Genomic DNA, 25,676 nt, shown 5'->3' with positions numbered 1-25,676 from the left:
AATGAGCGAATCTCCTGATTTCCAGGTTTTATTCAGCGAAGAAGAAGCAAAACTCCTAGACGAGCAAACTATCCGAGAACGAAAAATTTCGGGCACCTTGCTCATGGGATTTGCTGCACTTTCCATCTTCAAAACCTGGGAAGGAGTTTTCAGAGCCGCAGAGAAGATCATTATACTTTGCGGTTCCGGGAACAATGGAGGGGACGGATACGCCCTAGCCCAATTTTTAAGAGCAGAAGGTCTCAAGGTCGAGATCTATTCCAAACAAGGAAATTTTTCTGAAGAAACAAAATATTATAAAAATCTAACAGAAGAACTTAAGATCCCGAATTTTCCTTTGGAAAAATTCAAGAGTGATCTTGTAAATCCAGGAGAAGTATTAGTAGATTCTCTTTTAGGAACGGGATTCAAGGGCCCTTTGTCAGGGGAAATTTCCGATATTATTGCAAAAATCCAGGCTGCCAAAGAAAGATTAAAAGATTCTTTATTGGTATTGAGCATAGATGCCGTTTCCGGATATTCTCCGGACGAAAAAATCCCGTTTGCCGCAGATATTTTAGCGGAAATCGGATCCCCTAAAATCAAAAATGTATTCTATCCTTTATCCAAAGAGAAAAAATCATTTCATCCAATCGGATTTGTCCGGCAAGAATTTCAGACATCCAAATATCTTTTACCAAGAGCAAGCAGAGAAGAATTAGTTTCTAAACTTGCCAGAGCAAAAGATTCTCATAAATATAAAAACGGATCCGCAGTATTTGTTGGCGGCTCAGAAGGAATGTCGGGAGCAATTTTATCTTCTGCACTTGCATTCCAGGAATTAGGAGGAGGAATTTCCCAAATACTCACTCCTTCTGCAACTACCCTCACAAAAATTCTGAAAAAGGATCCGTCTTTCATGGTTTCCGGGTTAGAAACTTCCAAAAAACCTACTGATTATCCCTTTCTGAAAAAGGCAAGTGTGGTATGTGTCGGACCAGGACTCGCTTCTTCCGATTTTCCTCACTTTTCATTTTCTAAAGAAACAACTCTGGTCTTTGACGCCGGTGCTCTTAAATATTTAGATGAAAAACATTTAGGCCCTCACACAATACTCACTCCTCATTTAGGGGAATGGTCTGTTATTTCCGGAAAAAAATATCCAAGTGTTTATTCTGCACTGGAAGACGCATCCGTTTGGGCAAAAGAAAAGAATTGTTATCTTCTTTTAAAAGGACCGGTTTCCATTTTATTTTCTCCGAAAGGGATTTCCTATTTCTGGGAATTCCAAGAACCAAAACTAGCTGTCATGGGAACTGGAGATCTACTTGTAGGAATTCTAACATTTTTCTTATCCAGAGGAGAGGATATGATAGAATCAGTCAGACTTTCTCAAAGTTTAATGCTTTATTGCGCAGAATTATGTAAAGGATATCCGACTGCTAGCAGGATTCGGAAAAAAGTAAGAACGTTACTTGTGTAAAATACGCAGTGTTTAATCTCCCGCAGATGTACGAAGTCGCCTGACTTGCTTATAGGTAATCTGTATAATATATATCAATCCCGGAATGACAGCCTTACGCTTGACCGATTGAAAACCACACTCTATTCTCAGAATAAGAGAGGGAGATCTTATTTATGAACTTTTTTAAAGCAGAAACAAGTTGGTCAAATGCAGAATTTATAATATTTAAACTTTGTGTGGCTTCCGCCTATGTTTTGGTCGGAGCTTATTTCAGTGATTTTTTCCTTCAATATCGTTTCCCGATTCTAATCATATTTGCTATAACCATGATCTGGACAGTTTATCTATGGTTACGCAAAATGAAATGGGTGTGATATAGATCCCTTTACTCGGATTTAAATTTGATCTTACGATGCGTTCCGTCGCAGTAAGGTTTATTCGAAGAACCACCACAGCGACAAAGGTAAGTTTCAATGGTCCTATTCGTTACTTTTCCAGTCCCAGAACAAATTTCTAAACTCCCATTCACCTTTAAAGGACCGTTTTTAGTAGGATCTATTTTTAAAATTCCATTTCGGACCGGCAAAGGTCGAGACTCCTGGATCGGGGGTTCTCCGGTTGCAGTAAATCCAATACTCACATGAGTTGCATCACAAAAAGGTTTATGAGTAGAAGCTCCACATCTACATAGTGTAAGCCTATATTGTTTTTCTACTCCTTCTAATTCAATATCCGCGTGAATTGCAAGAGGCCCATTCTCTCTTACTCTCAAAACATTCACAGGAGGAGGAGTTTCTTTGAAAGAAGGATCATTCGACTCGAAACGGATCGCACCGGATGGACAATTTAAGGCCAAAGATTTAATCTCTTCTACGCTCGCTTTATCAGGATAAATCCATTCTCCTTCTACATTCGGAACGAATACGTCGGGACGAGAAAGCACACAATTGCGAGAATGAATACATTTCTTGCCGTCGAAAAGAATAGTGGCTTCTTTTCCTTTTACGATTTCCATGATATTACTTTTGCCTCAGGTGGATTTTCCATTAAAAAAGACGGGAGAGCAAGCTTTTTAAAGACCAGTTTGTTTCCTTAGCATAAATCTTTCTTCCTGAATTCTTGATCGAATACATTCCATCATTAACAGAGTATATAGTATGAAAAGTAGTATAGAAAATTATCGTTTTATCAAATCTGCGATCTTATCTACTAATTCTGCGTCACCAGTGACAGAAAGACCAACATATGTTTCAGCTTCAATATGCAGTATTGTTTCAGGAAATATTGCATCAGTTTTAAAGATTTCCTGACTGCCTGCAAGTCCCCAAGAACTTTCGCCGATTTTCGCCTGCAATGAGATGATAACGTCTCTTAATTTCTTCCGCAAATTCTGATCATACTCTGGGCCAAGAATTGCAGATTTTATGTTTTCCATACTTATTCTTAAAATCGCCCATCCATGCATCAAGACAAAGATATATCCAATATTTTCAGGATTCTGTAGTCTACTAATTCTACGTCTTTCATTTTACAAATATGGTATTCAGAATATTTCCTGTTGCTAAGTCCAATATTACCTTATAACCGGAAAAATGAAATGCCATGACCACATCATCTCGATTATTTTCCTTCCATATTTCAGTATAACCTTTATGTTTCTCTTGCCAAAGTATTTTTATAGTTTCTTTACTAATACAAAACAGATTCCCTCCATCATATTCGAGAGGATATTCAAGGTCACTTCGCATTGCAGCAATAATGTAAACTATAAATTTCTCGAATTCAAGAAACTGATGAATACGTTCAAAAGCTGCATGTTCTATATTCCCTATTTTTAAAGTTTTATAATTAATTAATTTACATGTATCGTGATTCATTTTAGATACCCTTTTAAATTTCCCAATGGTTCAAACCTGTTTGGAGAATTTTTGTATTTCTAATATTCCATAACTTCAAATTGTTTCAAACTACCCTAACCTCATCTTCGACAACAGTCAGTTTCCTCATCTGTATCTTTATGCCTTCGATTAAACTTCTTCAAAAAAAGGCACTATTTCTCGTCCTTCGAATTCTGGTGCTAGTTTGCATACTTTTCGATTACCGGACATGTCATCAAATTCGAAAAGATAACAATCATCGTAACGACTAAATCCACCGCTTCTATATATTAAAATATCACCTTGCTGAAAATCATAGGAACCAAATTTAAACGACTCGAGAACTCTATATTTTTTTCCTGTCTCGAAAGGGTTATCGCTCATATAAAATTCCTCATAAACCGTATATTGCAAGGCATTCGTAAAAAATCATGTCCGTCTCTGTTCCCTATAACGAGTCCAATAGCCTATCAATTTGCGAAGAATCGTCAATATTGACGGTAGACATTCCGTTAATTTTTCTTTTTTCGACTATTTTGACCGGTAGTTAATCCTAAACCAAGTCTCATCATTTCTCTTAGGAATGCTTGCAATCTTTTCTACGAAAAAGTAATGTATGGAAAAAGGGCCAGGAATATCTATAATGAGTAAAGGTTACCATTCCCGTTCTCCGGAAGAATTCCAAGATTTCCTGCGTAAGAGTAAGGATACGGGCAAATCAAATAACCGTTCCAAGCTGATCCTATTTTTTGATGTTATACTATTACTCTTTATTTTTTCAGTAGTTGCCAAACTTTTGAATCCTCTGGCTTTCACTGGTCAGACTGAATCTAAGGAAATTTCTTCCGGTTTTGTGAGTTATCGCCTTTCTTCCAGTAAAGAGAATTCAAAGGATTTTCCAATCTTCTTTCTTTTTCTGAAAAACAAAGGGACTGAAAGTTTATCTTTTCCGAATGAAGAGGATAAGATCAAAGTTCATATTAAAAGTGGAGATCTGAATTGTCTGGAAGATTCTTGGACCTTGGCTTCTAAAAATTTAGAACCTGGAAGTACGAATTTTTTCAGATATGAAATTTCTTCCGAACGTCTTTCTAACCTTCCTCCTGAATGTAAAACTCAGGAAAAATCAATTTTGAATAATATTAGCAATGTTTTCCAGGGCGGGAAAAAAAGATCCTTTCATGCAGAAATTCTCCGTAAAGCTGAAACCGTTTCTTTAGAAATTCCTAATTTTTGAGATATTATGAACGAAGAGATCCAAGCATTAAACAAGATAGTCGCAATTGTAGACGAGAAAGCTTCCTTATTCAAAAAGGATTGGAGCCATATGCCTAAGATCAGGGCGGTAACTGAGAAAAAGTTGATCTTGGATCTGATCGAGAACGCTCTTCAATTGGCTAAAAATATTCGCCCCGCACCCAACGATCTTCTGGGGGACTTGCAGAAATTAAAGGCGGAGTTTTCGAGATTACCGCTCTAAGGGAAATCGATGTTGGAATTCCTACAAAAGTAAAATGTAAAATTCAATTGTAGAGATTTGAATTTTATGATATAGGAGCATGGCTCTCCCACGGGCCACTCCCCCCACCCGAACCTGGGAGGGGGCGCTCCCTGCACCCGATGTTGGAATTCCAACATCATAGGTGCAAAGTTCTAAGTTAGTTATAATTTTTCGTAACCTTCTTCCATTTCTTTTCTGTTTCTTCCAGATAATCTTGGACCTCTGAATAGGATCTTTTTCCGTCCAGATAATCCAAAAGGAACTGGTCTCCCACTAAAAGTTGGATCGCCGGTAGATCCGATCTGAATTCGTAAGGTCCCTGTAGGAATTCAAACTTGTCCGGATAAAATTCTCTTAGAGTCCTGATGAGCAATAATCCGAATAGTAAGCTATGAAATTTTTTAGGCTTATCTAATAGGATTTGGTAACCTCCACAAACTTTTCCTGCATGTTTATGGAAGGTCGGAATAAACTTTAATGGCCTGAGTCTAAAAATGCCCCTTTGTTTTTCTTGGAGTTTTTCCAGAAGTGATTTGTCCAGATCATTGATATATGGAGCGCCAAATGTTTCGAATGGACGAGTAGTTCCTCTTCCTTCTGATAGATTGGTTCCTTCTAAAAGACAAAGACCAGCGTATACGTAACAAGTTGTTTGGGCAGGAATATTGGGAGAAGGTGGAACCCATAAAAACTCGGAACTCTTTTTAGAATATAGATCCAATCGATATAGCTCCAGATCCAAATCGAATTTATCCCTATAATATTCTAAAAGCCCCGCTGCTGAGAGACCATGTCGATGCAGTGTACCTTCTACCCCGACAAATGACGAAAATTTTTTTTCTAATGGAGAACCTTCTATCTTAGAGCCTGCCGGATTTTTTGCATTCGATACCAAAATTCGAGGTCTTGGTTTTCCTTTTTTAGCAAGCCGATCCGCTGCTTGCATCGCATATAAAGCAGTGGTTAAAAATGTATAATAACGAGCGCCTACATCTCTGATATCAATGATCAGAGTGTCCAGGTCAGATAAAATATCTTCTGCAGGAGCGAGACTTTCCTCATTGTCTCCGTACAAATTCAGGACTTGAGTTTCCCCCAAATCATAGGCAAGCCCGCTTCCAGAGACCTGATCTTGCAACTCCGCAAAAAGTCCATGCTCAGGTAAAAATAGTTTTTTAAGTCCGTACTCTTTTTGGATGATCCGGAAATGATAGTCGCCTTTCCAACCATATGCGCTTTGGTTGGTGATCATTCCGATAGATTTTGCACCGGAGAGAATTCTGCTTTTTTTCATTTTCTAAAGAGGTTATTTCCGGGAAAGTTCAGGAGTCAAGCAGGACTATCTGCGCCTTAGTCTTGGAAATCTTTTGCCTTATCCCCAAGGTCCTTTTTAGAGATTCCTTTAAAAAAGAGTTTCCCTTCTTGGGGAAGGATAGTTTTCTTCTTAATTTGCCCCAACAGCGATCGTATGGCATTAGATACAAGCGTACCAAATCAAAAAGTAACAATAAAAGCCGGGACGGTTTTATTTCCGGAAGGAAGCGCCGCAAACTCTCTCAACGTATTGCATAGTGGAGCCTTACGTTATCTGGTAGAAGCTCCCGGTGGCAGAAAACTGGAGTTATTCAAAATTTCAGGAGCTAATTTGACTCCTGGTGCGTCCGCTCTTTTCGGCAGTGGACGTTATCCATTTACTATTGTTGCAGAACAAGACTGTGTGCTCTCTACATATGTTATGTCCCAGTCCACTGTGGGCCGTTCTCTCGCAGCCAGAAGTTCTTTAGGAATCATGGTAGGTCGTTCTCTTTTAAGAGAGATCACTGAATCTTTCAAAAAAGTGAACCAACTCAGAAAGATCGCTTCTGATATGGGAAAGACAAACGATAATCTTTCTCTTCTGTATTATCAATTCAATCCAAGTGTTTTTCCCGATATCAAACCAGGACAACCGATTGCAGATCCAAGTTCCGAAATTGTGGATCCAGTATTACGGCTTGCTCGTGAAAATTTAAAACATTATTTCGATAATGGTGGAATTCTTCCAGAAAGACCGACTGCAAATTATGTAGAAGAAGATCATTCACAACTTCTAGTAAAATATTATCCGGAAGAAATCGAATTCCAAGATGGAGAATTCAATTTCGTTCGCAAGGTTATCCTTGCAGATCCGAATCTTCTCGCACAATTATTCGCTCCAGATCCAAGCATGGTTTCCTATGTTTGCGACAAACTCGGAAGAGTACAGAACAATATTACGGAAAATGCAAAAGGTATATTAGAAGAATTAGATGAAAACTTCTCTCTTCTTTTAGGTGGAGTAGAAAGTCTTACTGAAAAATACTTCCTGATCCTGGATATGGCTGCAAACGGTTATGCTACAGCACCTCCGGAATTCGTGGTTCCTATCTTACAAGTGGTCTCTCAAAAGATAGAAAGAGCGCTTGCAGGCCATCAGGCAATTTTCGGATCAGCGATCCCGAGCCCTTCTCCCAATATTAAATCCTTTTTAGAAAAGACTGCAGGTCTTGCTAAAAAATTCGAAGCTTCTAATCCCACCGCAAAGGCTGCATCGAATGGGAGCGGAATTTCTGTGGATGGTTCCGCAGATGCGACTGCGATCCGAAAAGAATTGGCTAATTCTGCATCTAGCATCATCCAATTCTCAGGTTTAGGCGGGGATGCAATCAAAGAGTTTTCCGCGATGATGGTAAAACTCAAGTCCTTAAAGAATCCATTGGATTCAGATAACGATACTCGTAAATTAAGAAGGTCCATTACAAAAACCTACTTTGATATTTACGCTGCATGTTTCCAGAAATACGTCAACTCAGGTAAGAATGTTCCGAAGCCTGTAGATCTGATGTTGAAATACGGTTTCTTCGATGAAACGATGTTGGATGATTCTCAGTTAGTGTTTATGTCCACATTCAAGGACGCAATCACTTCCGTTTCAGATATTCCCATCCATTACGGAACGGAATGGTTGGAAAAAATTTATAAAAGAGAATGCCCTACTTCCTTAGATGAACTCGGCCAGAACTTCTTCGACAAAGTCAAGATGGACAATCGAAATGCAGTTTTCAAAAAAGAATCAGATCTTCCTCCGGATATAGATAATCCGGAAGCAAGATTAAAATTCGAATTTGGTGCAATGTATGAGGCGAACGTTCGACTCACTACAGGTTCCTTGGCGACTTATCTTCCGATCTTAACCAAGTATCATTCTCAGATCCCTCTTGCTAAAGCATACGTTACCAAAAAAATGCTTACGGATACGATCCATGATATCATGGCAGTCGACTTCTCAGTGTTCAACAGAGAGGTGATTTATAATAACCCTGAGATGGGGATCAATAAGGAATTCATTCAAAGAGCTATCATTCCTGATTTTGTAATTGTTCCTTCTATAGGTAGCAAGATCATGATGTGGCAGGAACTCTCCATCCATAGGGGTTCCGGTTCTAAAGAAAGTAGAGGAAGGATCGTTCTTCCTATTTTTGTACAAGGAGATCTAAAATCTCTTTTGATAGATGCATTTGCAGCGTTCCGCTGGGAACTTTGTAAAACGATCTTAGGACCAGAATGGAATAACGTAGGAAACCCATCGATCACTGCTGACTATATGGACTATGTTCAATTCTATAAAAAGAACAAAGACCTTTCCATAGAGATCAAAGAAAAGTTGGCCGCTGAATTCAAACGTTTCCGTAACGAAAGGGATATTTTCGCGAACGATTACCAGCTTTGGATCAAGTATGAAGCAGAAGGTGTACAAAGGTTAAACCGCGTGGTCCGTGGAATTTTCTATCGTCATATTCCTTTCGCAAGAACGATTCGAGAAAAGGTTTCCAAAATGCCTGCTTTCGGCGAGATCAATAACAGGTTCGTAAATATTCGGACTCGCAAATTTACAGAGTTAGAAAACAGATACAAGAAGTATATCAACGCGTTAGGAAGTCTTCCAGATCAACTTCGGGAGAATATGGAATTCTATCGAGTTTGATTACGATTTAATATAATTATATTACGATTCACCAACAATCCAAAGTTTCGATTTCATAATTGAAACCAAGTCTGGAATAGACGATACAATATGATTTTTCAATTTGGAGATGAATTGGAAAATCCAATGAGTCGAAAAATTAAAATTCTATTAGTCTTTATATCCTGCTTTCTTGGCTTTTTATTCATAGATCGTTTCTTATTCCAGAATCTACTCTTTTCAGTTCCAAACGAAATGGAATGGGATACTTCTCCTTGGTATAATTTTTTAAGAAAAAGAAAAGAGATCCACTTTTCGGAAAAAGAAAATGGAGTATTACTCTTAGGCAGTAGTATCGCATTATATTCGGTATTGCCGGATGTATTTTCGAATAATGTAAACCGAGCCCTTCCGTCTAGTGAGAAAATCCGATCGGAATTTTATTCTCACCCTTCACTTACACCTTCCGACTTTTATTATTACAAAGAAGATATTGTTTCTAAAAAACCTAAAGCGGTCGTCTATTTAATCAATCCTGCGGACTTTCAATTAGAATATTTAAAAGAAACTCAGGAAGGTTTAGAATACGAAGAAAGAGAATTTTTTGTCGATTCTATCCGAACAAGACATCAAAACAGATTATTATATCCAGACCTTTTTTTAAAGGATCATTGGGAAGAAATTTACAACTTAGATAAATACCAATTAGAGTCATTTGTATCCAAATTTATTTCTTACGGCGTTCGTTATAGAAGTTTCTTCTATGATCCGGTGATAGCTTGGTATATGCATCGTTTCAGATGGGGACGATCTTATCATTATTATACTGGCGTCATTCCGAAAGAAGGGATCTATCTAAGAGGTTGGGCAAAACCGGAATTCGAGATCGACTGTGAAATTTCCGGAAATAAGTGGAGAGATAGTATATTCATCCAAAATCCGGGAACAAATTTGAAAATTTTTAGTGTATCCCCTAAGCAAGAACTCTTATTCGATAAAACTTATGCTAAGAAGGGTTGGTATTATCTGGATCTGAACTTCTCAGAAAGATTAGAAAAATTGAAACTTAAATTCCAATCCGATAAACAAATATCTTCCTTAGAAGTGGATTATAGGATTTTCGGGACGGAAGAAATTTACGGCATACGCCTTTCTCAAAACTTTTGCAGATCTGAATTTAGGGAAAATTTGTCATATATTCGAATCCCTGGTTTAGATGATTCTAGATTGGAATCCATGCCTAATGATCAATACGATAAAGATTATGATCGCAGAATTTACAGAGAGAATGACGACGAGAATGTTTTGAACAGATTCAAAAAGATCAAGGAAGCCAAATCATTACTTTCTAAACAGAAATCATTTCGTCCTTGGTCTCAGATGAAATATTTGAATGAGGGGATCCGATATTTATCTGAACGAAATATTCCTGTTCTGCTTATTAATTCTCCGGAAAATCCTAAGGAAAAATCCGTTTACTCGAATAGCCGATGGTATTTCGGATATCTTGGATTTTTAGAAAAAATATCCGGAAAAAAATACGGATTTTTGGATGCGAGTGATCTATTCGATCACAAACAACAATTCATGGATCCCCATCATTTAACTTATTCTTCGTCTATTAAAGCGAGTGAAAAATTTGCCGACTGTTTTGTCGGCTATTACAGATCAGGATTTCTCCATAAACCTTAGATATAGACGGATCACCAAACCTTTCAATAGGTAGAATAATCTCTTTCCATAGATCCCGAATCCTATTCCGAACAATAAGGATAGAACCAAAGATATTCGAGGATTCTGTTCGAATTGTTTGACTACACTGTATTCCCATTTTTCCAAACCTTGGAATCGGACCGAATCTTCGGAAAGTTCCACTAAGAATTCTTTTAAGGATTCTATCTCCGTCTTAGAAAGATTCAAGTTAGGCATTCCGCTGATCGGATTTAAGAATTTAGGATTTTCTAATTTAGAAGAAATATATAATTCTAACTTTTCCTTATTATCCTGGCTCGGATCTGTAAGCTTGGATCGGATCTGGTTCCATTTTTCGTGGTCAGGCTCTTCTTTATAAGAAGCCATTTCTTCCACTTGTTTAAGAAAGTCTTGGGACTTGAACATTTCCGTCGTTCTAGGACGGATCATATCCAAATTGGGTGCAACATTTCCCCCTGCTCCGCCAACTATATGACAACTTCTGCATCCTTTGATCTCTACCAATTGTTCTCCGGAGTATTTCATATTTTCAGAAGAGATTTGGCCCGGAACTAATTTCAAAACGGGAGCAGGAAGAAGTCCCCCATCCTTTCTCATTCGAATATGAGAGATAAGTATACCGTCTTCCCCTAAAGCGAGGCCCGTAAAATCCTGTCTTCTTTCTTCCTCATACTTAGTAGGTAAAACGATCCACCAAGGTTCTCCAGTGACTCCTTTTTTATCATCAATCGGGACAGCAAGCAATGAAGTGATATGAGAGGCGGCTATTACAAGATGTCCTCTTAAAGAAGTCAGTTTATGATTTTTAGGAACATAGATCATATCTGCCGGACCTACAGACTTAGGAAAGGTCATAAGATTATTATATGTCATACTAGGATTCGTATTGTCCCAAGGGAAATCCATACCTTTGGATGCCTTGACCAAACGATCTATTTCGGGACCGTTATCCGCTATATAAACTTCTCCTCCTTCAGATTTCGCGATTGCAAAAGGATTTCGAAGTCCCATAGAATAAATATATCCACCCGCTTCCGTTTTTTTGCCTGTATAGAACGGATTGGATTCTACTTGAGAAAAATCGGACTTTAATCTAAGTAACTTTCCATTGGTGCTGTCCTTCTTATGAGAGCTTGTCCAGGATTGTCCATCTCCTGTACCAACCCAAAGATGATAATTAGAATCTACAAAACAGTGACCGATCTGATGTGCAAGACCTGCAGTATCACCTCTGAAAGGAGAATCGAAAACTTCTACCTTTTCGATCTTTATCCAAGGTAAATTTCCGACAGACTTCCAGCGAGTAATCTTATTACTTCTTCCCCAGCCATTTTGATACACAGATGTAGTAAAAAGAGTTTTATCATCCGGAGTTAAACATGCACCGGTTTGTCCCATTTCTCCCTGAAAATCAGGAAGTTCTTTTCTTGGCTTAGAAATTTCCTCATCCTCTCCGATTTGGATTACATTTCCATTTCTAAGACGGGCCTTGATACTTCCTCTGAGTTCGCTTACAATATAAATCACGTCATTCGGAGATTGGCCCGGAGATTTCAATAATGCAATACTGACAGGTGTGGTATAATCTCCAGCATCTTCGACCAGCGTAAAACCTTCATGCACAAGCCACTCTGCATTCTTCTCATCTGCATTCTTTCTCATTTGTTTATTCGTATAAAATTGAGAATAAAGCAGAGAAGGTAGTAGGAATAAAAACAGCAATAAGAATGTATTTTTAGAATGAAGGTTTTTCATGAAGACAATGGCTTTCTCGTAAAATAATCCATCAACTAAAAACCTAAAATAAAAATATTACAGAATGAAGACGTATATTTTCATGCAATTAACATAATATTTCATTTCATCGTTCTGTAATTGTACTGCGTTCTTTTTGAAATCAAAAAGAAGTAAAGATACAACCATGCTAAATGCAAAAGTCGAGACCAGATGGTTCCAGCTTTTTCTCGCATTAGGAATACTCATCCGAGTTACGACTGCAATTTTAAACAGCGGATATCTTGCGTTAGACGATTATTACATTCTATTCTTTTCGGTTCCGGCTCAATCCGAATCCTTATCCCTGATCAATTCGGTGCAGGCAGTCCCAGAAATACGTTCTTTACTGCCTGACTCAATCATACGTTTATTCGCAACAACCGCTTACAAATTAGGCTTCGAAGATCCATTATACCAAATCAAATTTATATTCATATGTTTAGGACTACTCTCCGGAATTTCTATCTGGATCGGATATAAATTCCTAAAGCACCTTTATCCGGAAGAGGCTAATTCAAAAAATGATTACCGAGCTTGGATCCCATTATCAGGAGCATTCTTACTATCTCTACATTTTCTGATACCTTTGGTATCGACGAGAGCACTCATAGAATCCATGTCAGCCCCCTTTCTCTTAGGAGCAGTATTCTCTGCTTCGATCTATTGGAGATCAGGAGAATTAAAACAATTAGGAATATCTTTAAGCCTTTTGGCAATCGCCTCACTTTTTAGGTTTCAAGTTGGTGTTTGTGCATTAGCATTATTTTTGCTGGTAGTATATAGGTCTTGGAAAAACAAATCTTTCGAAGATATTTATATATTCTTAATATTATCGGTATTTTTGGCCATCATCACAGGACTGCCCGATCTGATCTTCAGAGGATCATTTCATTCTTCTCTCAGATCTTACATCACTTATAATTTACAACATTCCGCTGAATATGGTGCATCTCCTTGGTTTGCGTATTTACCTGCAATTCTCGGAGTTTCCCTTTTTCCATTTTTGATAGGTAGATATACCGAATTCGATTGGAAGGCGGAATATTCCAAATTTATTCCAACCATCTTATTCTCGGTTCTCTTTTTGTTAGTCCATTCGGCAATTCCACACAAGGAAGAGAGATTTTTGCTACCTATTCTTCCCTTAATGTTGATCTTACTTGCTCCACTTTGTGCTTATTGGAGAGGAATTGAAAAGGGAAGAATGTCCATAAGAAGGATCTTATTTCTCATAGTGAATTTCCTATTATTAGACCTTCTATGTTTTTTCACCATCCAGAACAATACGATAGGATTAGTCCGATATCTCAACTTTCACAAAGAGATCAAAGAACTTTACGTATATAGGGATTCCATCCCTCACCTTCCTGTGTCTTATGCATATCGTGAACCGTTAGAAAGATACGAATTGATTGAATCTCTGGACCAAAATATGCAACCAAGGATCCAAAACTTTGATCCGTTCAGATCATGTTCCGCGGTGCTTGCCATTCGAAAGGATTACGTGATGAACGGAGTGGATCCTGATCCTCCCTGGATCTTAGTGGAGAGTTTTCAATCTTCTCCCTTGGAAGAATTAGCAGTATTCCTAAATCCAAATAAAAACAAAAGAAGAGCAAGCTTGTATTTATACCAACTCAAATTGTGCAAGGAAAGATGAGACCTAAGATATCAGTATTATTGCCCACATATAACGAAGCAGAAAATATAGAAAAATGTATTTCAGGAGTATCTCAAATCTTTAAGGGTTTGGAATATGAAATAATTGTAATAGATGATAATAGCCCCGATAACACCTGGTCCGTTGTGGAAAAGCTGAAAGATCAAAATCCTAAAGTAAAGCTGATCCGAAGAATGACGGAAAAAGGACTCTCTTCCGCGATCGTTTCCGGAATGAGTGTTGCAGAAGGTGAGAACTTTTTGGTCATGGATTCTGACCTTCAACATGACGAATCCGTTTTACCACAAATGTTAAAAAGTTTGGAAGAAGGAGCGGACGTAGCAGTAGGCACCAGATATGCTAACGGAGGTTCCACAGGTAAATGGAATTTTATACGTAAATCCTTGAGTGTGGCAGCGAATACATTTACAAAACTACTTCTTCCGATCCGTATCTCGGATCCTATGAGCGGATTTTTCGCGATCAAAAGAGAAGTTTTTTTCAAATATGGATACAAGATCAATCCGATCGGATTTAAGATCCTATTAGAGATCTTAGGAAGAGCGGAGAAAGGCCTGAAGGTTGCCGAGATCCCATTCTATTTTCGTACTAGACTTCATGGAGAAACTAAGATTAATAATTCTATTGCCAGAAGTTTTTTGATGACTGTATTAGATCTACGTTTCGGGAAATGGATCTCATCTACATTCTTAATATATTCTCTCGTAGGGATTAGTGGAGTAATCGTTAATCTTTTAGGTTTTATCTTATTCGAAAACTTGGGAGTAAAAGATCTGGAAACAGGTATCGGGATATTACCTATATTCCCGAGTTCCGTGTTTTTCGGGATAGAACTTTCCATCATCAGTAATTTTATACTGAATAATTATTTTACATTTTATGAAACTAGATACGAAAAATGGTCAGCGATACGAGGATTTATCATATTTTCGGGAGTAAGTGCTCTAGGAATTTTTGTACAATTGGGGATATTCCAACTATTGTTCTACAAGATCTTACCTCGTTTGGGAATGCCTCAGAATTTCGAGTTAAGACTTTTATGCGATCTATCTGCAATCCTGATCGCAATGTTTACGAATTATTTTCTGAATTCTAACCTAACTTGGATGAGCCAAACAAAAAAGCGTATGTAGGAACTCCCATATTTGCAAACAAATGTGTATTGGAGTTCCTTCAACTTGCTCAAGCTCTATTTTCGATACTTACGAAACTAGAGCTGATCTGTTTTCCTTTAGTATCGCACTCACATCCTGAAGATCTTCGCCGATAAGATCTTTTGCAGAAGAGTTTACTTCTTTCAAATAACCTTCTCTAATGGAAACATCGAAAGAAGCCAAAGCATCCGCCATTGGTTTTGGAACTCCCGCTCCGACTAATGCTTTAGAAAGTTCTTCCGCAGGAAGGTCCACATAGGAAATAGATATACCCACTAATTCAGAAGTGAATTTTGCGAGTTCCGCATAAGTCCAAACCTTTGGTCCGCTGATCTCCAAAATTTTGTTTCCTGTTTCGGAAGAAAGTAAGGCAGCCGCTGCAGCTTTAGCACAATCTATTCTGGAAACATAAGCACAGGCTCCGGCTCCACCTGAACCGTAAAGAGAACCGCTTGCAATTGCATGCTGTAATTTAGGTATTAAATAATCCGAATACATATTATTACGAAGGATTGTATATGCAAGACCGCTTTGTTTGATTTTTTCCTCCGTTCCTTCGTGTTCGAAAGCGAATGTGACCGGTACTTCGTCGGCTTTGGTGAGAGAAGTATAAAGTATCCGTTTTGCTCCGGATTTTACTGCGGCATCGACCGCATTACTATGTTCTTCGATCCTGTTTCCTATATTGTCTGTGCTAATGATCAAAACACGATCTGCACCTTGGAATGCAGTGAGAAGACTTGCCGGATCATCAAAACTTGCCTTTCTTACAACAACTCCTCTCTTTGCGAAATCCTGTAAACTTTCGGGCTTACGAGTAGTGGCGATGATCTTATTATGACCTCTTTTTAATAATTCTTCTAGGATAATTTTTCCCAGATGGCCGGAAGCTCCGGTCACAAGTACTGTCTCGGATATTGTGCTCATTTGTATTCTTAAACCTGTATCGGTCCGCGTTAAATTTAATTAATTAGACTACTTGAAACAAAAAAAGTTACAAGTTAAATATTAGAATTCAAACAACTAAACGCGGCAAGGATACGCAGGGGAAGTCCGAAGGACCGGAGCGATAGCGAAGCCCGTAGTAGCCTGGTCTGAGCGAAGCGAAGAGCCGCCCCCAAAAAATTAAACTTCTTCTAATAGATAAGGGCGAGTATATTCTCTAACGATTTCTACAACAAAACGTCCCCAAGATTTTGGATCTTCTTGGGAAATTTCAATCTGACGGATCTTAGGAAAATAAGCCTGAGGTTTGAACGCAGTATGGGTCAGCTCCATGGCTCTCAAATAATTATCCACACGTTTTACTCGAACAAAATTCAGTAACTCGCCTTGGATCTTATCTTGAGGCATATAACCGATGATGATGAGACGCGGAAATAATGACTTTTTAAGAAGATTGATGAAGTCTCCGAAACTATCCACACGATCTATAAATCCTTCGTAAGCACCGCCACCCAAGTTCATGATCTGAGTCACGATATCCATTGTGAAAGAAACACCTTCCGCGGAAGTCATGTCGGAGATGATCACGATACCTTCGTCAGGTTGGAAGGTTTTGAATTCGCTAGTAGGTTTAAAATGACGTCTTAGTAATTTTGCAGTGGAGATATCAATCTCTGCAGCTTTCGGAACCAAAATTTTTCCGGATGAATCGGAGATAGGTTCCCTAGTGATAAGGTATCTTTTTTTGGCGGCGTTTTGGTTCATCACCCGGAAGGCTTTCACCTTCTCTTCCAGCTCGTCCAGAGTACAATACCCTATTTTTAAAACGTTTTCTCTCGCGCGTTTTTTGAGATCTATATCTTCCATACGAGTTTTTGGTGGCCCGGAGGAACCAGCTTAAACGAGGTTCCGAATTTCGCGAGAATTTACCGGGTATCCGGGGAGAGTATATAAAAAAAATCCAAGTCTGAAAAGCCCTCTTTTGGCTATGCAAAAAAACCGCTTGTCCCCGGTATGTGCGCTCCTTGAATGGGGAGGAATGGCCATTCTACCCATTTTAACTCGTCTTAGGACCGGAATAAATGTTCATTTATGGAAGGGGATCCTGGCAGTATATTGCCTCACCTTGGTTTCCTGTTTTTCAGTCGAATTTATCCAGGAAGGAATCCAGAAAGAAACCGTGCTCATTTCCCATAAACCTAATTGGGATCAAATAGAAATTCTGAAACATCCTCCTAAGCGCAGGAATTACAAAACTTACGGTAGAGTGATCGTTAGGAATTTCGGGGACGGAAGGATAGAGAAGTTCTATTACGAAAAGATTAAGAAAGAACTTTTTGACAGAGGTATGGACGGGATGTATCTCGCAAATGTAGGGCTGGTTCCCGTCCCTCCTACAATTTTCCAAACAGGCACTACTGAAGGTTATACTACCAGCATGGCAGAGATTGCAAAAGATGCAAAAGTTTTGGAAGGAGTCGCATTCCGTTATAGGGAAAGGGAAGAAGAATAATGGCAAGGCGTCTAAACAGCGAGATTAAGGTTTTGCCTAACGGAGACTGGATCTTTCGGGAAGCAAAGATCGAACAAAAAGATATTCTGGAGTATTTCCGCAAGAACCTGAAAGAAGCGGAGGACGGGATCTATATTGATAATCAATACGGAGAGTTTTCCGAAAACGGATATTTGGAATTATTCGGCTATCCTTTAAACCTGATCAGAATTTGGGAGAAGGACAACGAATTTTATTTTTTAAGCGATTCAGGAGAAGAATTACCCCTCTCCTCTTTGCAGATCGCAGCAGACTACGAAGGAGAATTATTCGCAAGGAAAAAGGATCATACTTATCTAAAATACAAATTAGCTCGGAACGTTTCTTCGGTTTTAAGCGAATATTTATCTGAATCTGCGCATGGCCTAAAACTGGTTTTTCCAAATAGAGAAATTTCTATCTTGGAAACAAACGAAAATCCGAAAGTTTCTCTTCCGAAAGAATTTCAAAACTTATAAGCTGCAGTTTTCACACAGAGACGCGAAGGCGCGAAGTTCTTGGATTTCATTTTCCTGATAAGACTACTCTTCCTATAATTTTTCCAGAAGATAAGTCGTTTAATGCAGAATCGGCATCCTTCAAATTCCTGATTTGAACCGGAACAGGACGTATTTTTTTCTCAGAGACAAGTCTCAGAAGTTCCTTTAGCTCACCTGGAGAACCTGTATAACTTCCCTGAACCGTTAAACTCCTAAGAGAAAGAATTGGGGTCGGTATTTTTAATTCTCCACCAAAAAGTCCAACACCGATCAGAGTCCCGTTTTTTCTCAAAAGTGAAAATCCCAAAGAAGAAGTGACACTATTATTCACAAAATCGATGACCGCGGAAACACCCAAAGGACCTGAGATCTTTTTCACTTCGGAAGTAACATCAGGATGAGAAGAAGACACTGTATAAAATCCAAGTTCCTTCAGTTTTTCCAAACGAGATTCATCTAAATCTAAAAAGATCACTTTTGCTTCCGTAAGAAGTGGGACCAGTTGAGAAGCAAACATACCGAGTCCTCCAGCTCCTATGATCACCAACGAATCCGTTTTTTTAAGTGGAATAGCTTTTTTCAAAGCGCCATAAGCAGTGAGTCCGGCGCATGCATAAGAACAAGCATACTCTGGAGAAAGATCATAAATATCCAATAGCCATTTTTCATTCGGAACCAAGATACGATCTGAATAACCACCATCTTGGTAGATCCCCAGAGACCTTGGAGCAGAACAAAGTTGCGGATTTCCGGATTCACATTCCTCACAAGTCTCGCATCCGATCCAAGGATAGACTAATTTTGTTTCTCCTACCGAAACGGAATGGACCTTAGATCCCACTTTTAAAACTTTTCCGACAACTTCATGACCGGGAGTGAGAGGAAGTTTGACTCCTCTGTCCTTTACGAAAAGTTTTTCTTCTCCGCCGATTTTATAATAACCATCTCTTAAATGAAGGTCCGAATGGCAGACCCCACAAGAGATTACTTCCAATAAAACTTCGTAATCTTTCGGTTCTGGGTCTTGTTTTTCTTCCCACTCTAATGAGGAACCGAATTCTACTAATCTAACACTTTTCACTAAAATACGACCTCTTTTCGTCTGAAAACACGATCCATCTCTTCTGAGATAATTCGTAAGCCTTCATCAGGAGCCCTTAGAAGATTCACCTTGGTAAAAAATCCATGGGTATATCCTTTAAATTCTCTAAATAGGACTGAAACTCCTGCTTCCTTTAGTTTTTCTGCATATAGTTTTCCATCGTCCCTAAGCGGGTCAATGTCCGCTATAAATACGATTGCAGGAGGATGATCTTTCCAATCAGTTTGGTATAAAGGAGAGGCTTTCGGATCAGATCTTTTATGGCGATCAGGTAGATATTGATCAATAAACCATTCCATATCCTTTTTGGTAAGACCGGGACCTAACTCGAATTCTTTATATGAATCCGTATCACAGATAGCTTCCGTAACCGGATAGATCAGGATTTGTAGATCGATTTTCGGCCCGGAAATTTCTTTAGCTCTTAGAATAGTAGAAGCAGCCAAATTCCCTCCGGCACTGTCACCTGCCACCACCAAGGGAAGATTTTTCCAAAAATTTTCATTCTGAGAAGAGATCCATTCCAAAGAAGAATAAGCATCTTCTAATGGAAGAGGAAAAGGGGCCTCAGGAGCCAATCTATAATCCACAAGTGAAACTATGCTTGAAGTAATCTCTGCAAGTTTACGAGCGAATGGATCAAAGTCTTTTAATCTTCCGACTACCCATCCCCCGCCGTGGAAGTATAAAATTTTGGACTTAGGTTCCGTTTTTGGAATATAATTTTTTATGAATACGTTTCCGTTCTTGGAAGGAATGGAGATGTCTTGGATCTCTCTTATGGGAGGGCCTTCTCCCAAAAGTTCTCCAATTGCGGAATAACCGTCTCTTCTTTCCTGGATACTTCCTTTGGTAAAACCTGTGAGTCCTTTAGAGGAAATCAGATTTGCGTATTCCAACATTTCTGGAGCGAATTCCATTCTTTTCTTCCTTTCGAATGAGTAAGGAAAAAAAGTATATTAGAAATCCGACGATTTGTCGTTCCAGTTTATAGATCGGGATGGAATAAATTTCGGGTTTAGAAAGAGGAGCGATTCGCTTCCATATAATAATGGTTAGGAACAAGTCCCTTAGGCCCTGCAAAATTCCTGGCTTCGACAATCTCGAATCCTAATTTTTTATATAGACCTTGTGCATTCGGATTCTCTTGAGAAACATCCAGGGAAATTTTATCGTAAACTGGGTAAGTCGAAACAGCGAATTTCATCAACTTCTCCGCTATCCCTTGTCTTCTTTCTTTTTCCGGAACTGCGATATGCCCCAGGTACAATCTTCCTGACTTTGGAGGTTGGATCATTCCCTCCATACTTAAACCACGAACTGCAACCTTAGGCGCCCGTAATTTATAAATACGAAAAATATTCCCCGCAGTAGCTGCATTTTGGAAGAAAAAATTCTCTGAGCGGAATATAACAATACTTCCTACAACCTCGCCCTTCTTTTCAGCCAGATAATGATTCTTATAGCTGAATGTATTCTTTGTTCCCTGGAAGGATTTGATCAGAAAATCCTGAGCAGAAATTTTCCCTTCATTGAACACATAGTCCCAGGCAGCAGGCCCGGAACTATAGATCAAAGGAACAGCAGCAGCCGCATCTTCGGGCCTAGCAGGGCGAATTGTAATCGTTTCGTTAGACATTTAGATCGCGGAATTGAGCTCTTCTCTCAGGCGTTTTGCTTCTTCAAAATCAGGTTTCATTACGATTGCTTTATGCAGATATTGTAAGGATCTTTCCGGACGATTCCAGATCTTGTAAAGAGTAGCCAGGTTAAAAAGAGAAATATGAGGCGCGTCGTTTAAAGTACAACGAAGTGACTTTTTCAGCCAGAAAACGGATTCTCTTTCTCTTCCCATGCGAAGAAGAAGAATCCCGATCTCGTTGCAAGGATTCCCGTATTCGGAATTCACTTCTACGGAACGGTAGAAATAGTACAGGCCTTTTTGCCAATTGTTTCTTTGGTTTTCGATTAGACCCAAAAAAAAGTAGGTCTCATGGCTTTCGGTATCTTCTAAAGAGGATTTTAGTAGGAATTCCGCACGATCCAAATCGCCGGTTCTGTAAAAAAATTTAGATGCTTCTAGCTTGTCTTCAGGCGTCAGGTTTTCCAATTATCTACCCGTTTTTATTTTTATTTTCGGACGCCTCTTGAAATAGCTTAATTCCGTTTTCCGTGTAGGACTTCCTTCTTTACGTTTTCCCGAAGAAACTTGGAGATACTTTGAGCATCCAAACCATACTCCGCGAAAATTTCCTTTCTTTCCCCGTGGTGAATAACCTCGGAAGGGAAAGCGAATGTTTTAATAAAACGTCCTAAATATTCGGAAGAGATCCGATTCAGTAAATAGCCAGAAGCTCCTCCGTCCAAATAACTCTCATCCAGGATCGCAAAATGACGGACATGGGAAAGTTCTTCGTCCAGTGCCTCTTTGCCTAGAGGCCTCAACCATATAAGGTCTATCAATGTGACCGAATATCCTTCTTGCTCCAATATACTTGTCGCTTTTTTAGCTTCCTCTAACATGGAACCGATGGAAAGAAGAGCGATATCCGTTCCTCTTTGTAGAACTCTAAAACTTCCAGGTTTTAGATCCTTCTCCGCACTGAAATCCAGACCGGAAAGTTCCACACTTGCCTTAGGGAATCGGATAGCGATCGGAGATTTCTCATAATTCTCCATATACTTAAGTGAATCCACCAGATCCTGTCCGGAAGAAGGAACGAACACGTCCATATTCGGCAAGGATAGAAGGTAACTTAGATCGAATAATCCCTGATGAGTCTCTCCATCCGGTCCAACACAACCTGCCCTATCGATCACAAATCGAACGGGAAGATTCATAAGAGAAACATCTTCCACCAATTGGTCCATCCCTCTGGTTAAGAAGGTAGAATAAATACACATATAAGGGATCACGTCCCCGTTTGTCATGGCACCTGCAAAGGCAACCGAGTGTTGCTCCGCAATACCCACGTCGTACACATGATCCGGGAATTTGGAAACATATTCCCCGAGTCCGGAACCTTCTATCATTGCTGGAGTAATTGCAGCTATACGCGGATTTTTTTCGGTCAGATCAGAAAGCACCTTACCCACGATCTTAGAGTAAGAAATTTTAGAAGAATCGCCTGAATCCATGGCCCCATCTTCCTTGCGGAATGGAGTTACTCCATGGTATTTGATTGGGTCCTTTTCTGCAGGAATATAACCTTTTCCTTTCTGAGTGATCGTGTGGAAAAGAACAGGTCCTTTCATGGTTTTGATCTTCCTGAGCATCTTAACCAAACGAACCACGTCGTGACCATCTTCAGGCCCTATATAAATAAATCCTAAATCCTCGAATAGACCGCCAGGCGTGAAAACATCTTTAAATCCTTTCTCTACTCTTTTGAAAAAGCTCTCCATTGCAGGCCCAACGATAGGAAACCATTTTAGGAAGGTATAAAATATCCTTTTCCAGTTCAGATAAAAATGAGAGCTGATGATATTATTCAAGTAGTTGGAGATAGACCCTACGTTCTTAGAGATGGACATGTAGTTGTCATTTAGAACAACTAATAAATCTTTTTTGAGATGCCCTGCATGGTTCATTGCTTCCAAAGCCATTCCTGTAGCGATGGATGCGTCCCCGATAATTGCTGCGACTGAGTAATCTTTTCCGGTCAGATCCCGAGCCACCGCTTCTCCCAATGCTTGGGAGATAGAAGTGCCGGCATGACCCGTATTATATAAATCGTAAACTGATTCTTCTCTTTTAGGGAATCCGGAGAGACCTTTAAATTTACGTACTGTGGAAAGTCTTTCCTTTCTGCCTGTCAGTATCTTATGAGGATATGTTTGATGTCCTACATCCCAGATCAGTCTGTCTTTGGGAGTATCAAAAACATAATGTAAGGCAACCGTGAGTTCCACAACTCCCAGGTTACTTGCGAAATGCCCTCCGATCCCGGAGAGAGTATCAATGATATAATTTCGGATCTCGGAACAGAGTTTAGGCAGTTCCTCGAGAGGCAATTTTCTGAGATCCGCCGGAAGGCGGATCCCGTTCAATAACGAATCTTCCTGTTGCATGTATTCCGTCTTTGACGGTCATCGGGACTGCTCTACTGAATGCAAAGGTCTCCTCAGAAGTTTTAGGTCTTCTTCGTTCACTAAGTCGATCAGTTCATAGATCCGGACAGGTTTGGTTTTACCCTTTACCTTGACTAGATCCAGTTCTCTGGCAATTATGCGGTCCTTGACCTTTTCGTATGTATATTCCGAAATAATAATATTTGTGGCATATTCCTTGTTGGATCCTTCCAGACGAGATCCCAGGTTAATGGTATCTCCCATACAAGTATAGTCCATCCGGTGAGAACTTCCCATATTCCCCACGACAGCCGGTCCGGAATTTAATCCAATACCAATGTCCATCACAGGAAGATCTCTTGCTTTCCATTCTTCCTTAAGAACTGCGAGTCTTCTCATCTGAGCGAGAGACGCTGCGCAGGCATAATAAGCATGGTCTTCTAGAGGAACCGGAGCCCCCCAGAAAGCCATGATCGCATCCCCCATGTATTTATCAATCGTTCCCTTGAACTCGATAATGATCTCCGTCATTTCGGAAAGGTACTGATTCAGGAATTGGACCAGTTCCTCCGGACCCATTTTTTCGGACATGGTGGTAAATCCGCGGATATCCGAGAAGAAAATAGTAATATCCTTCTTAGATCCACCCAAGTTTAGGTTTTCCGGGTTTTTGAGAAGTTCGTCCACAACGTCTTTAGAAACGAATTTGGAGAATGTTGTGCGGATATATTTTACGTTCTCTTCTTCCGTTAAGATCTTATAAACTATGATCCCCACGAATATGAAGAGCTGTTCTATAATCACGGATGGGAACACATGAACGATATTTAATTCCGAGAAATTGTATAATGTGACAATACTATATATTAAAGCGATTCCGATAACGAACAAAAACCCCCAAGAGGTTTTCATTCTAGGCAGGATAAGCCCTACAATAAATGCCATGGAGAAGAAGATCAGGAAGTTTCCAGCCAAAGGCATATCCCAGAGAAAGTCCTGGTTTAGAATTGTATTGATTGCATGTGCGTGGTGCTCGATCCCGGACATATCCCCGAATGGAGATAAGTGAGTATCTTTTGCTGCCCCTCTTCCTGTAGCGTAGAACATTGCAACGAGGAAGATATTATTATTCAATTGAGTAGCAGTTTCGTTGTCCCAACCTTCGGACACTTCAAAGAACTCCGTAGTATTATAAGAATATAATCCCCCTGGAAAGTTGATCTCCATCTGGCCATACTCGTCTATCGGAATAATGATCTCTCGAGTATCATTCGGTTTCGCCATAATATCTTCTGTGACCATTTTTAGGGAATTACGGTCAAAATAGCTGATATTCTTTTGGGGAATATTTTTGATTTTCACATATTCGCCCATGACCACTTCTACATCTTTCCGGACATCCACCCCGTAATAGTTACATGCAATGATAAGGTCAATAGCAGGATAATATTCGTCTTCTCTTCCGGGCCCCGAACCTAAGATCTTGGCAACGATCGGCATTTTGCGGTTCAGACCGGATTCGTCTTTTTTAATATTCGCAAATCCTAAACCGGAAGATTTTTCTGCAATCGGCTCGATAGGAGACTGCGGAAATTTCAACCAGGAAAGCCCTTTTTGATCGTCCTTTACATTCTCTAATTTGAATTTGCGAAGAATTTCCGTTCTCTTCTCCAAATTAATAATTGTACTCTTGGATTCCAAACTGGTCTCCATCGGATAGTCGAACATTACCCTTGGATTTCCGGAGAGAGCCTTTGACATTTCTTCCGTTTGTCCTGGCTTATAGTCCAGAAAGAAAACGTCGAACATGAGTTGATTGGTAGAAGAAGCGAATTTATCTATTATCTTTGCGTAATATTTCCAAGGAAGAGGCCAAACTCCACCTAGTTGATCCAATGTTTTAGTAGTGATCCCGATGATATTGATGTCCCGACGTGCCTTGGGTGGAGGATTCATCACAATACGAGATAAATCCCCTTTGTCAGACTCCACTTCTACTTTGGCATTCATTTGGCTTCTTAGAAGATTAAATCTCCAGGAAATGGAATTTTCTTCTAACTCGGAAACAGGAGTAAACTCGATATAAAGATCGAACCAAACCATAGACACGATGATTGCAAGCCAAAGGCTTCCGACCACTTGTGGACTCTTGGCCATCTTGATAATCGCTTTATAAAAGAAATAAGAAGAGGAAAATAAAAGGAGGGCACCGATTCTGAGAAGATCAATTGAATACTCCCCTTCGGAAAAAAACGCGTAATAAAAATGTGCCAGAATTCCGAGGGTTGTAGTGACCCCGAAAATAATATCCACAACGGTAAATTTCTGGGCTGATTTGGACTCGCTCATTCTTTCCTCCGATCCGGAAGATTCTCTCTACCGGAAATCCAAGGGTAATG

Annotated in this window: 24 protein-coding genes; 10 read left to right on the top strand and 14 right to left on the bottom strand. The window is 39.5% G+C overall.

Annotated features, from left to right (window positions below):
- Window position 1: 1 nt before the first annotated feature.
- The gene (locus CH377_RS09025; protein WP_100723496.1) at window positions 2-1,462 is read left to right on the top strand and encodes a bifunctional ADP-dependent NAD(P)H-hydrate dehydratase/NAD(P)H-hydrate epimerase; all 1,461 of its coding nucleotides are present in this window, start codon (window positions 2-4) and stop codon (window positions 1,460-1,462) included.
- A 155-nt stretch (window positions 1,463-1,617) separates the two neighbouring features.
- The gene (locus CH377_RS09020) at window positions 1,618-1,818 is read left to right on the top strand and encodes a hypothetical protein (RefSeq protein ID WP_100723495.1); all 201 of its coding nucleotides are present in this window, start codon (window positions 1,618-1,620) and stop codon (window positions 1,816-1,818) included.
- A gap of 11 nt (window positions 1,819-1,829) precedes the next feature.
- Here CH377_RS09020 and CH377_RS09015 read toward each other — a convergent pair whose 3' ends face one another.
- The 4 genes from CH377_RS09015 to CH377_RS09000 all read right to left on the bottom strand — a co-directional run bounded on the left by CH377_RS09015 (window position 1,830) and on the right by CH377_RS09000 (window position 3,705).
- A complete protein-coding gene (locus CH377_RS09015) occupies window positions 1,830-2,459 on the bottom strand; it encodes a CDGSH iron-sulfur domain-containing protein (RefSeq protein WP_100723494.1) in 630 nt (209 codons plus the stop codon).
- Between the two features lie 162 nt (window positions 2,460-2,621).
- Window positions 2,622-2,879, bottom strand: coding sequence for a hypothetical protein (locus CH377_RS09010; protein ID WP_125172154.1), 258 nt, complete (start codon window positions 2,877-2,879; stop codon window positions 2,622-2,624).
- A gap of 88 nt (window positions 2,880-2,967) precedes the next feature.
- Window positions 2,968-3,321, bottom strand: a complete 354-nt coding sequence (locus tag CH377_RS09005; RefSeq protein ID WP_100723492.1) for a hypothetical protein — start codon at window positions 3,319-3,321, stop codon at window positions 2,968-2,970.
- Between the two features lie 150 nt (window positions 3,322-3,471).
- Window positions 3,472-3,705 carry a hypothetical protein gene (locus CH377_RS09000; protein WP_100723491.1) on the bottom strand — a complete coding sequence of 78 codons (234 nt, stop codon included), beginning with the start codon at window positions 3,703-3,705 and terminating at the stop codon, window positions 3,472-3,474.
- Window positions 3,706-3,964: 259 nt separating this feature from the next.
- On the opposite strand from CH377_RS09000, the gene CH377_RS08995 reads away from it, so the two are divergent.
- Both CH377_RS08995 and CH377_RS08990 read left to right on the top strand, forming a co-directional pair.
- Complete coding sequence (locus CH377_RS08995) at window positions 3,965-4,558, top strand: hypothetical protein (protein WP_100723647.1); 594 nt, start codon at window positions 3,965-3,967, stop codon at window positions 4,556-4,558.
- Between the two features lie 6 nt (window positions 4,559-4,564).
- On the top strand, window positions 4,565-4,801 hold the full coding sequence (locus tag CH377_RS08990) for a hypothetical protein (RefSeq protein WP_086446703.1): 237 nt from the start codon (window positions 4,565-4,567) through the stop codon (window positions 4,799-4,801).
- Between the two features lie 178 nt (window positions 4,802-4,979).
- On the opposite strand, the gene CH377_RS08985 is transcribed toward CH377_RS08990, so the two are convergent.
- A complete protein-coding gene (locus CH377_RS08985) occupies window positions 4,980-6,116 on the bottom strand; it encodes a DUF1343 domain-containing protein (RefSeq protein WP_100723490.1) in 1,137 nt (378 codons plus the stop codon).
- Window positions 6,117-6,290: 174 nt separating this feature from the next.
- Here CH377_RS08985 and CH377_RS08980 point away from each other — a divergent pair, with 174 nt between their 5' ends.
- Window positions 6,291-8,825 (top strand): Crp/Fnr family transcriptional regulator, encoded by a 2,535-nt coding sequence (locus CH377_RS08980; protein ID WP_100723489.1) that lies wholly within the window; start codon window positions 6,291-6,293, stop codon window positions 8,823-8,825.
- 126 nt (window positions 8,826-8,951) lie between these two features.
- A complete protein-coding gene (locus tag CH377_RS08975; RefSeq protein ID WP_100723646.1) occupies window positions 8,952-10,496 on the top strand; it encodes a hypothetical protein in 1,545 nt (514 codons plus the stop codon).
- Here the strand turns inward: CH377_RS08975 and CH377_RS08970 are convergent.
- Window positions 10,473-12,272 (bottom strand): PQQ-dependent sugar dehydrogenase, encoded by a 1,800-nt coding sequence (locus CH377_RS08970; protein ID WP_100723488.1) that lies wholly within the window; start codon window positions 12,270-12,272, stop codon window positions 10,473-10,475. The genes CH377_RS08975 and CH377_RS08970 overlap by 24 nt on opposite strands.
- A 166-nt stretch (window positions 12,273-12,438) precedes the next feature.
- Here CH377_RS08970 and CH377_RS08965 point away from each other — a divergent pair, with 166 nt between their 5' ends.
- Together CH377_RS08965 and CH377_RS08960 are read left to right on the top strand one after the other, a co-directional pair.
- The gene (locus CH377_RS08965; RefSeq protein WP_100723487.1) at window positions 12,439-13,953 is read left to right on the top strand and encodes a glycosyltransferase family protein; all 1,515 of its coding nucleotides are present in this window, start codon (window positions 12,439-12,441) and stop codon (window positions 13,951-13,953) included.
- Window positions 13,950-15,107, top strand: coding sequence for a glycosyltransferase (locus tag CH377_RS08960; RefSeq protein ID WP_100723486.1), 1,158 nt, complete (start codon window positions 13,950-13,952; stop codon window positions 15,105-15,107). Before CH377_RS08965 ends, CH377_RS08960 begins: the two co-directional genes overlap by 4 nt.
- A 69-nt stretch (window positions 15,108-15,176) precedes the next feature.
- Here the strand turns inward: CH377_RS08960 and CH377_RS08955 are convergent, their stop codons facing one another.
- Complete coding sequence (locus CH377_RS08955) at window positions 15,177-16,055, bottom strand: SDR family oxidoreductase (protein WP_100723485.1); 879 nt, start codon at window positions 16,053-16,055, stop codon at window positions 15,177-15,179.
- A gap of 198 nt (window positions 16,056-16,253) precedes the next feature.
- Window positions 16,254-16,940: a hypothetical protein gene (locus tag CH377_RS08950; RefSeq protein ID WP_008592254.1), complete on the bottom strand. Its 687-nt coding sequence runs from the start codon at window positions 16,938-16,940 to the stop codon at window positions 16,254-16,256.
- 172 nt (window positions 16,941-17,112) lie between these two features.
- On the opposite strand from CH377_RS08950, the gene CH377_RS08945 reads away from it, so the two are divergent.
- Entirely contained in the window at window positions 17,113-17,586 is a 474-nt protein-coding gene (locus CH377_RS08945) for a hypothetical protein (protein WP_243401979.1), read from the top strand.
- Window positions 17,586-18,083 carry a hypothetical protein gene (locus tag CH377_RS08940; protein WP_100723483.1) on the top strand — a complete coding sequence of 166 codons (498 nt, stop codon included), beginning with the start codon at window positions 17,586-17,588 and terminating at the stop codon, window positions 18,081-18,083. The genes CH377_RS08945 and CH377_RS08940 overlap by 1 nt, the downstream gene beginning before the upstream one ends.
- Before the next feature lie 46 nt (window positions 18,084-18,129).
- Here the strand turns inward: CH377_RS08940 and CH377_RS08935 are convergent, their stop codons facing one another.
- From CH377_RS08935 to CH377_RS08910, 6 genes are all read right to left on the bottom strand, one after another.
- Entirely contained in the window at window positions 18,130-19,185 is a 1,056-nt protein-coding gene (locus CH377_RS08935) for an alcohol dehydrogenase (RefSeq protein WP_100723482.1), read from the bottom strand.
- Complete coding sequence (locus CH377_RS08930; protein ID WP_100723481.1) at window positions 19,185-20,126, bottom strand: alpha/beta hydrolase; 942 nt, start codon at window positions 20,124-20,126, stop codon at window positions 19,185-19,187. The genes CH377_RS08935 and CH377_RS08930 overlap by 1 nt, the downstream gene beginning before the upstream one ends.
- 98 nt (window positions 20,127-20,224) lie before the next feature.
- Window positions 20,225-20,845, bottom strand: coding sequence for a GNAT family N-acetyltransferase (locus CH377_RS08925; protein WP_100723480.1), 621 nt, complete (start codon window positions 20,843-20,845; stop codon window positions 20,225-20,227).
- Window positions 20,846-21,316 (bottom strand): tetratricopeptide repeat protein, encoded by a 471-nt coding sequence (locus tag CH377_RS08920; protein WP_100723479.1) that lies wholly within the window; start codon window positions 21,314-21,316, stop codon window positions 20,846-20,848.
- A gap of 47 nt (window positions 21,317-21,363) precedes the next feature.
- Complete coding sequence (dxs, locus tag CH377_RS08915; protein ID WP_100723478.1) at window positions 21,364-23,277, bottom strand: 1-deoxy-D-xylulose-5-phosphate synthase; 1,914 nt, start codon at window positions 23,275-23,277, stop codon at window positions 21,364-21,366.
- An 18-nt stretch (window positions 23,278-23,295) separates the two neighbouring features.
- The gene (locus CH377_RS08910; RefSeq protein ID WP_100723477.1) at window positions 23,296-25,626 is read right to left on the bottom strand and encodes an adenylate/guanylate cyclase domain-containing protein; all 2,331 of its coding nucleotides are present in this window, start codon (window positions 25,624-25,626) and stop codon (window positions 23,296-23,298) included.
- Between the last annotated feature and the right edge of the window lie 50 nt (window positions 25,627-25,676).

Source organism: Leptospira haakeii (genome assembly GCF_002812045.1).
Classification (GTDB): Bacteria; Spirochaetota; Leptospiria; order Leptospirales; family Leptospiraceae; genus Leptospira_B; species Leptospira_B haakeii.
The sequence above is the reverse complement of the archived record's forward strand: the minus strand, read 5'-3'. Positions and strand labels throughout refer to the sequence as shown.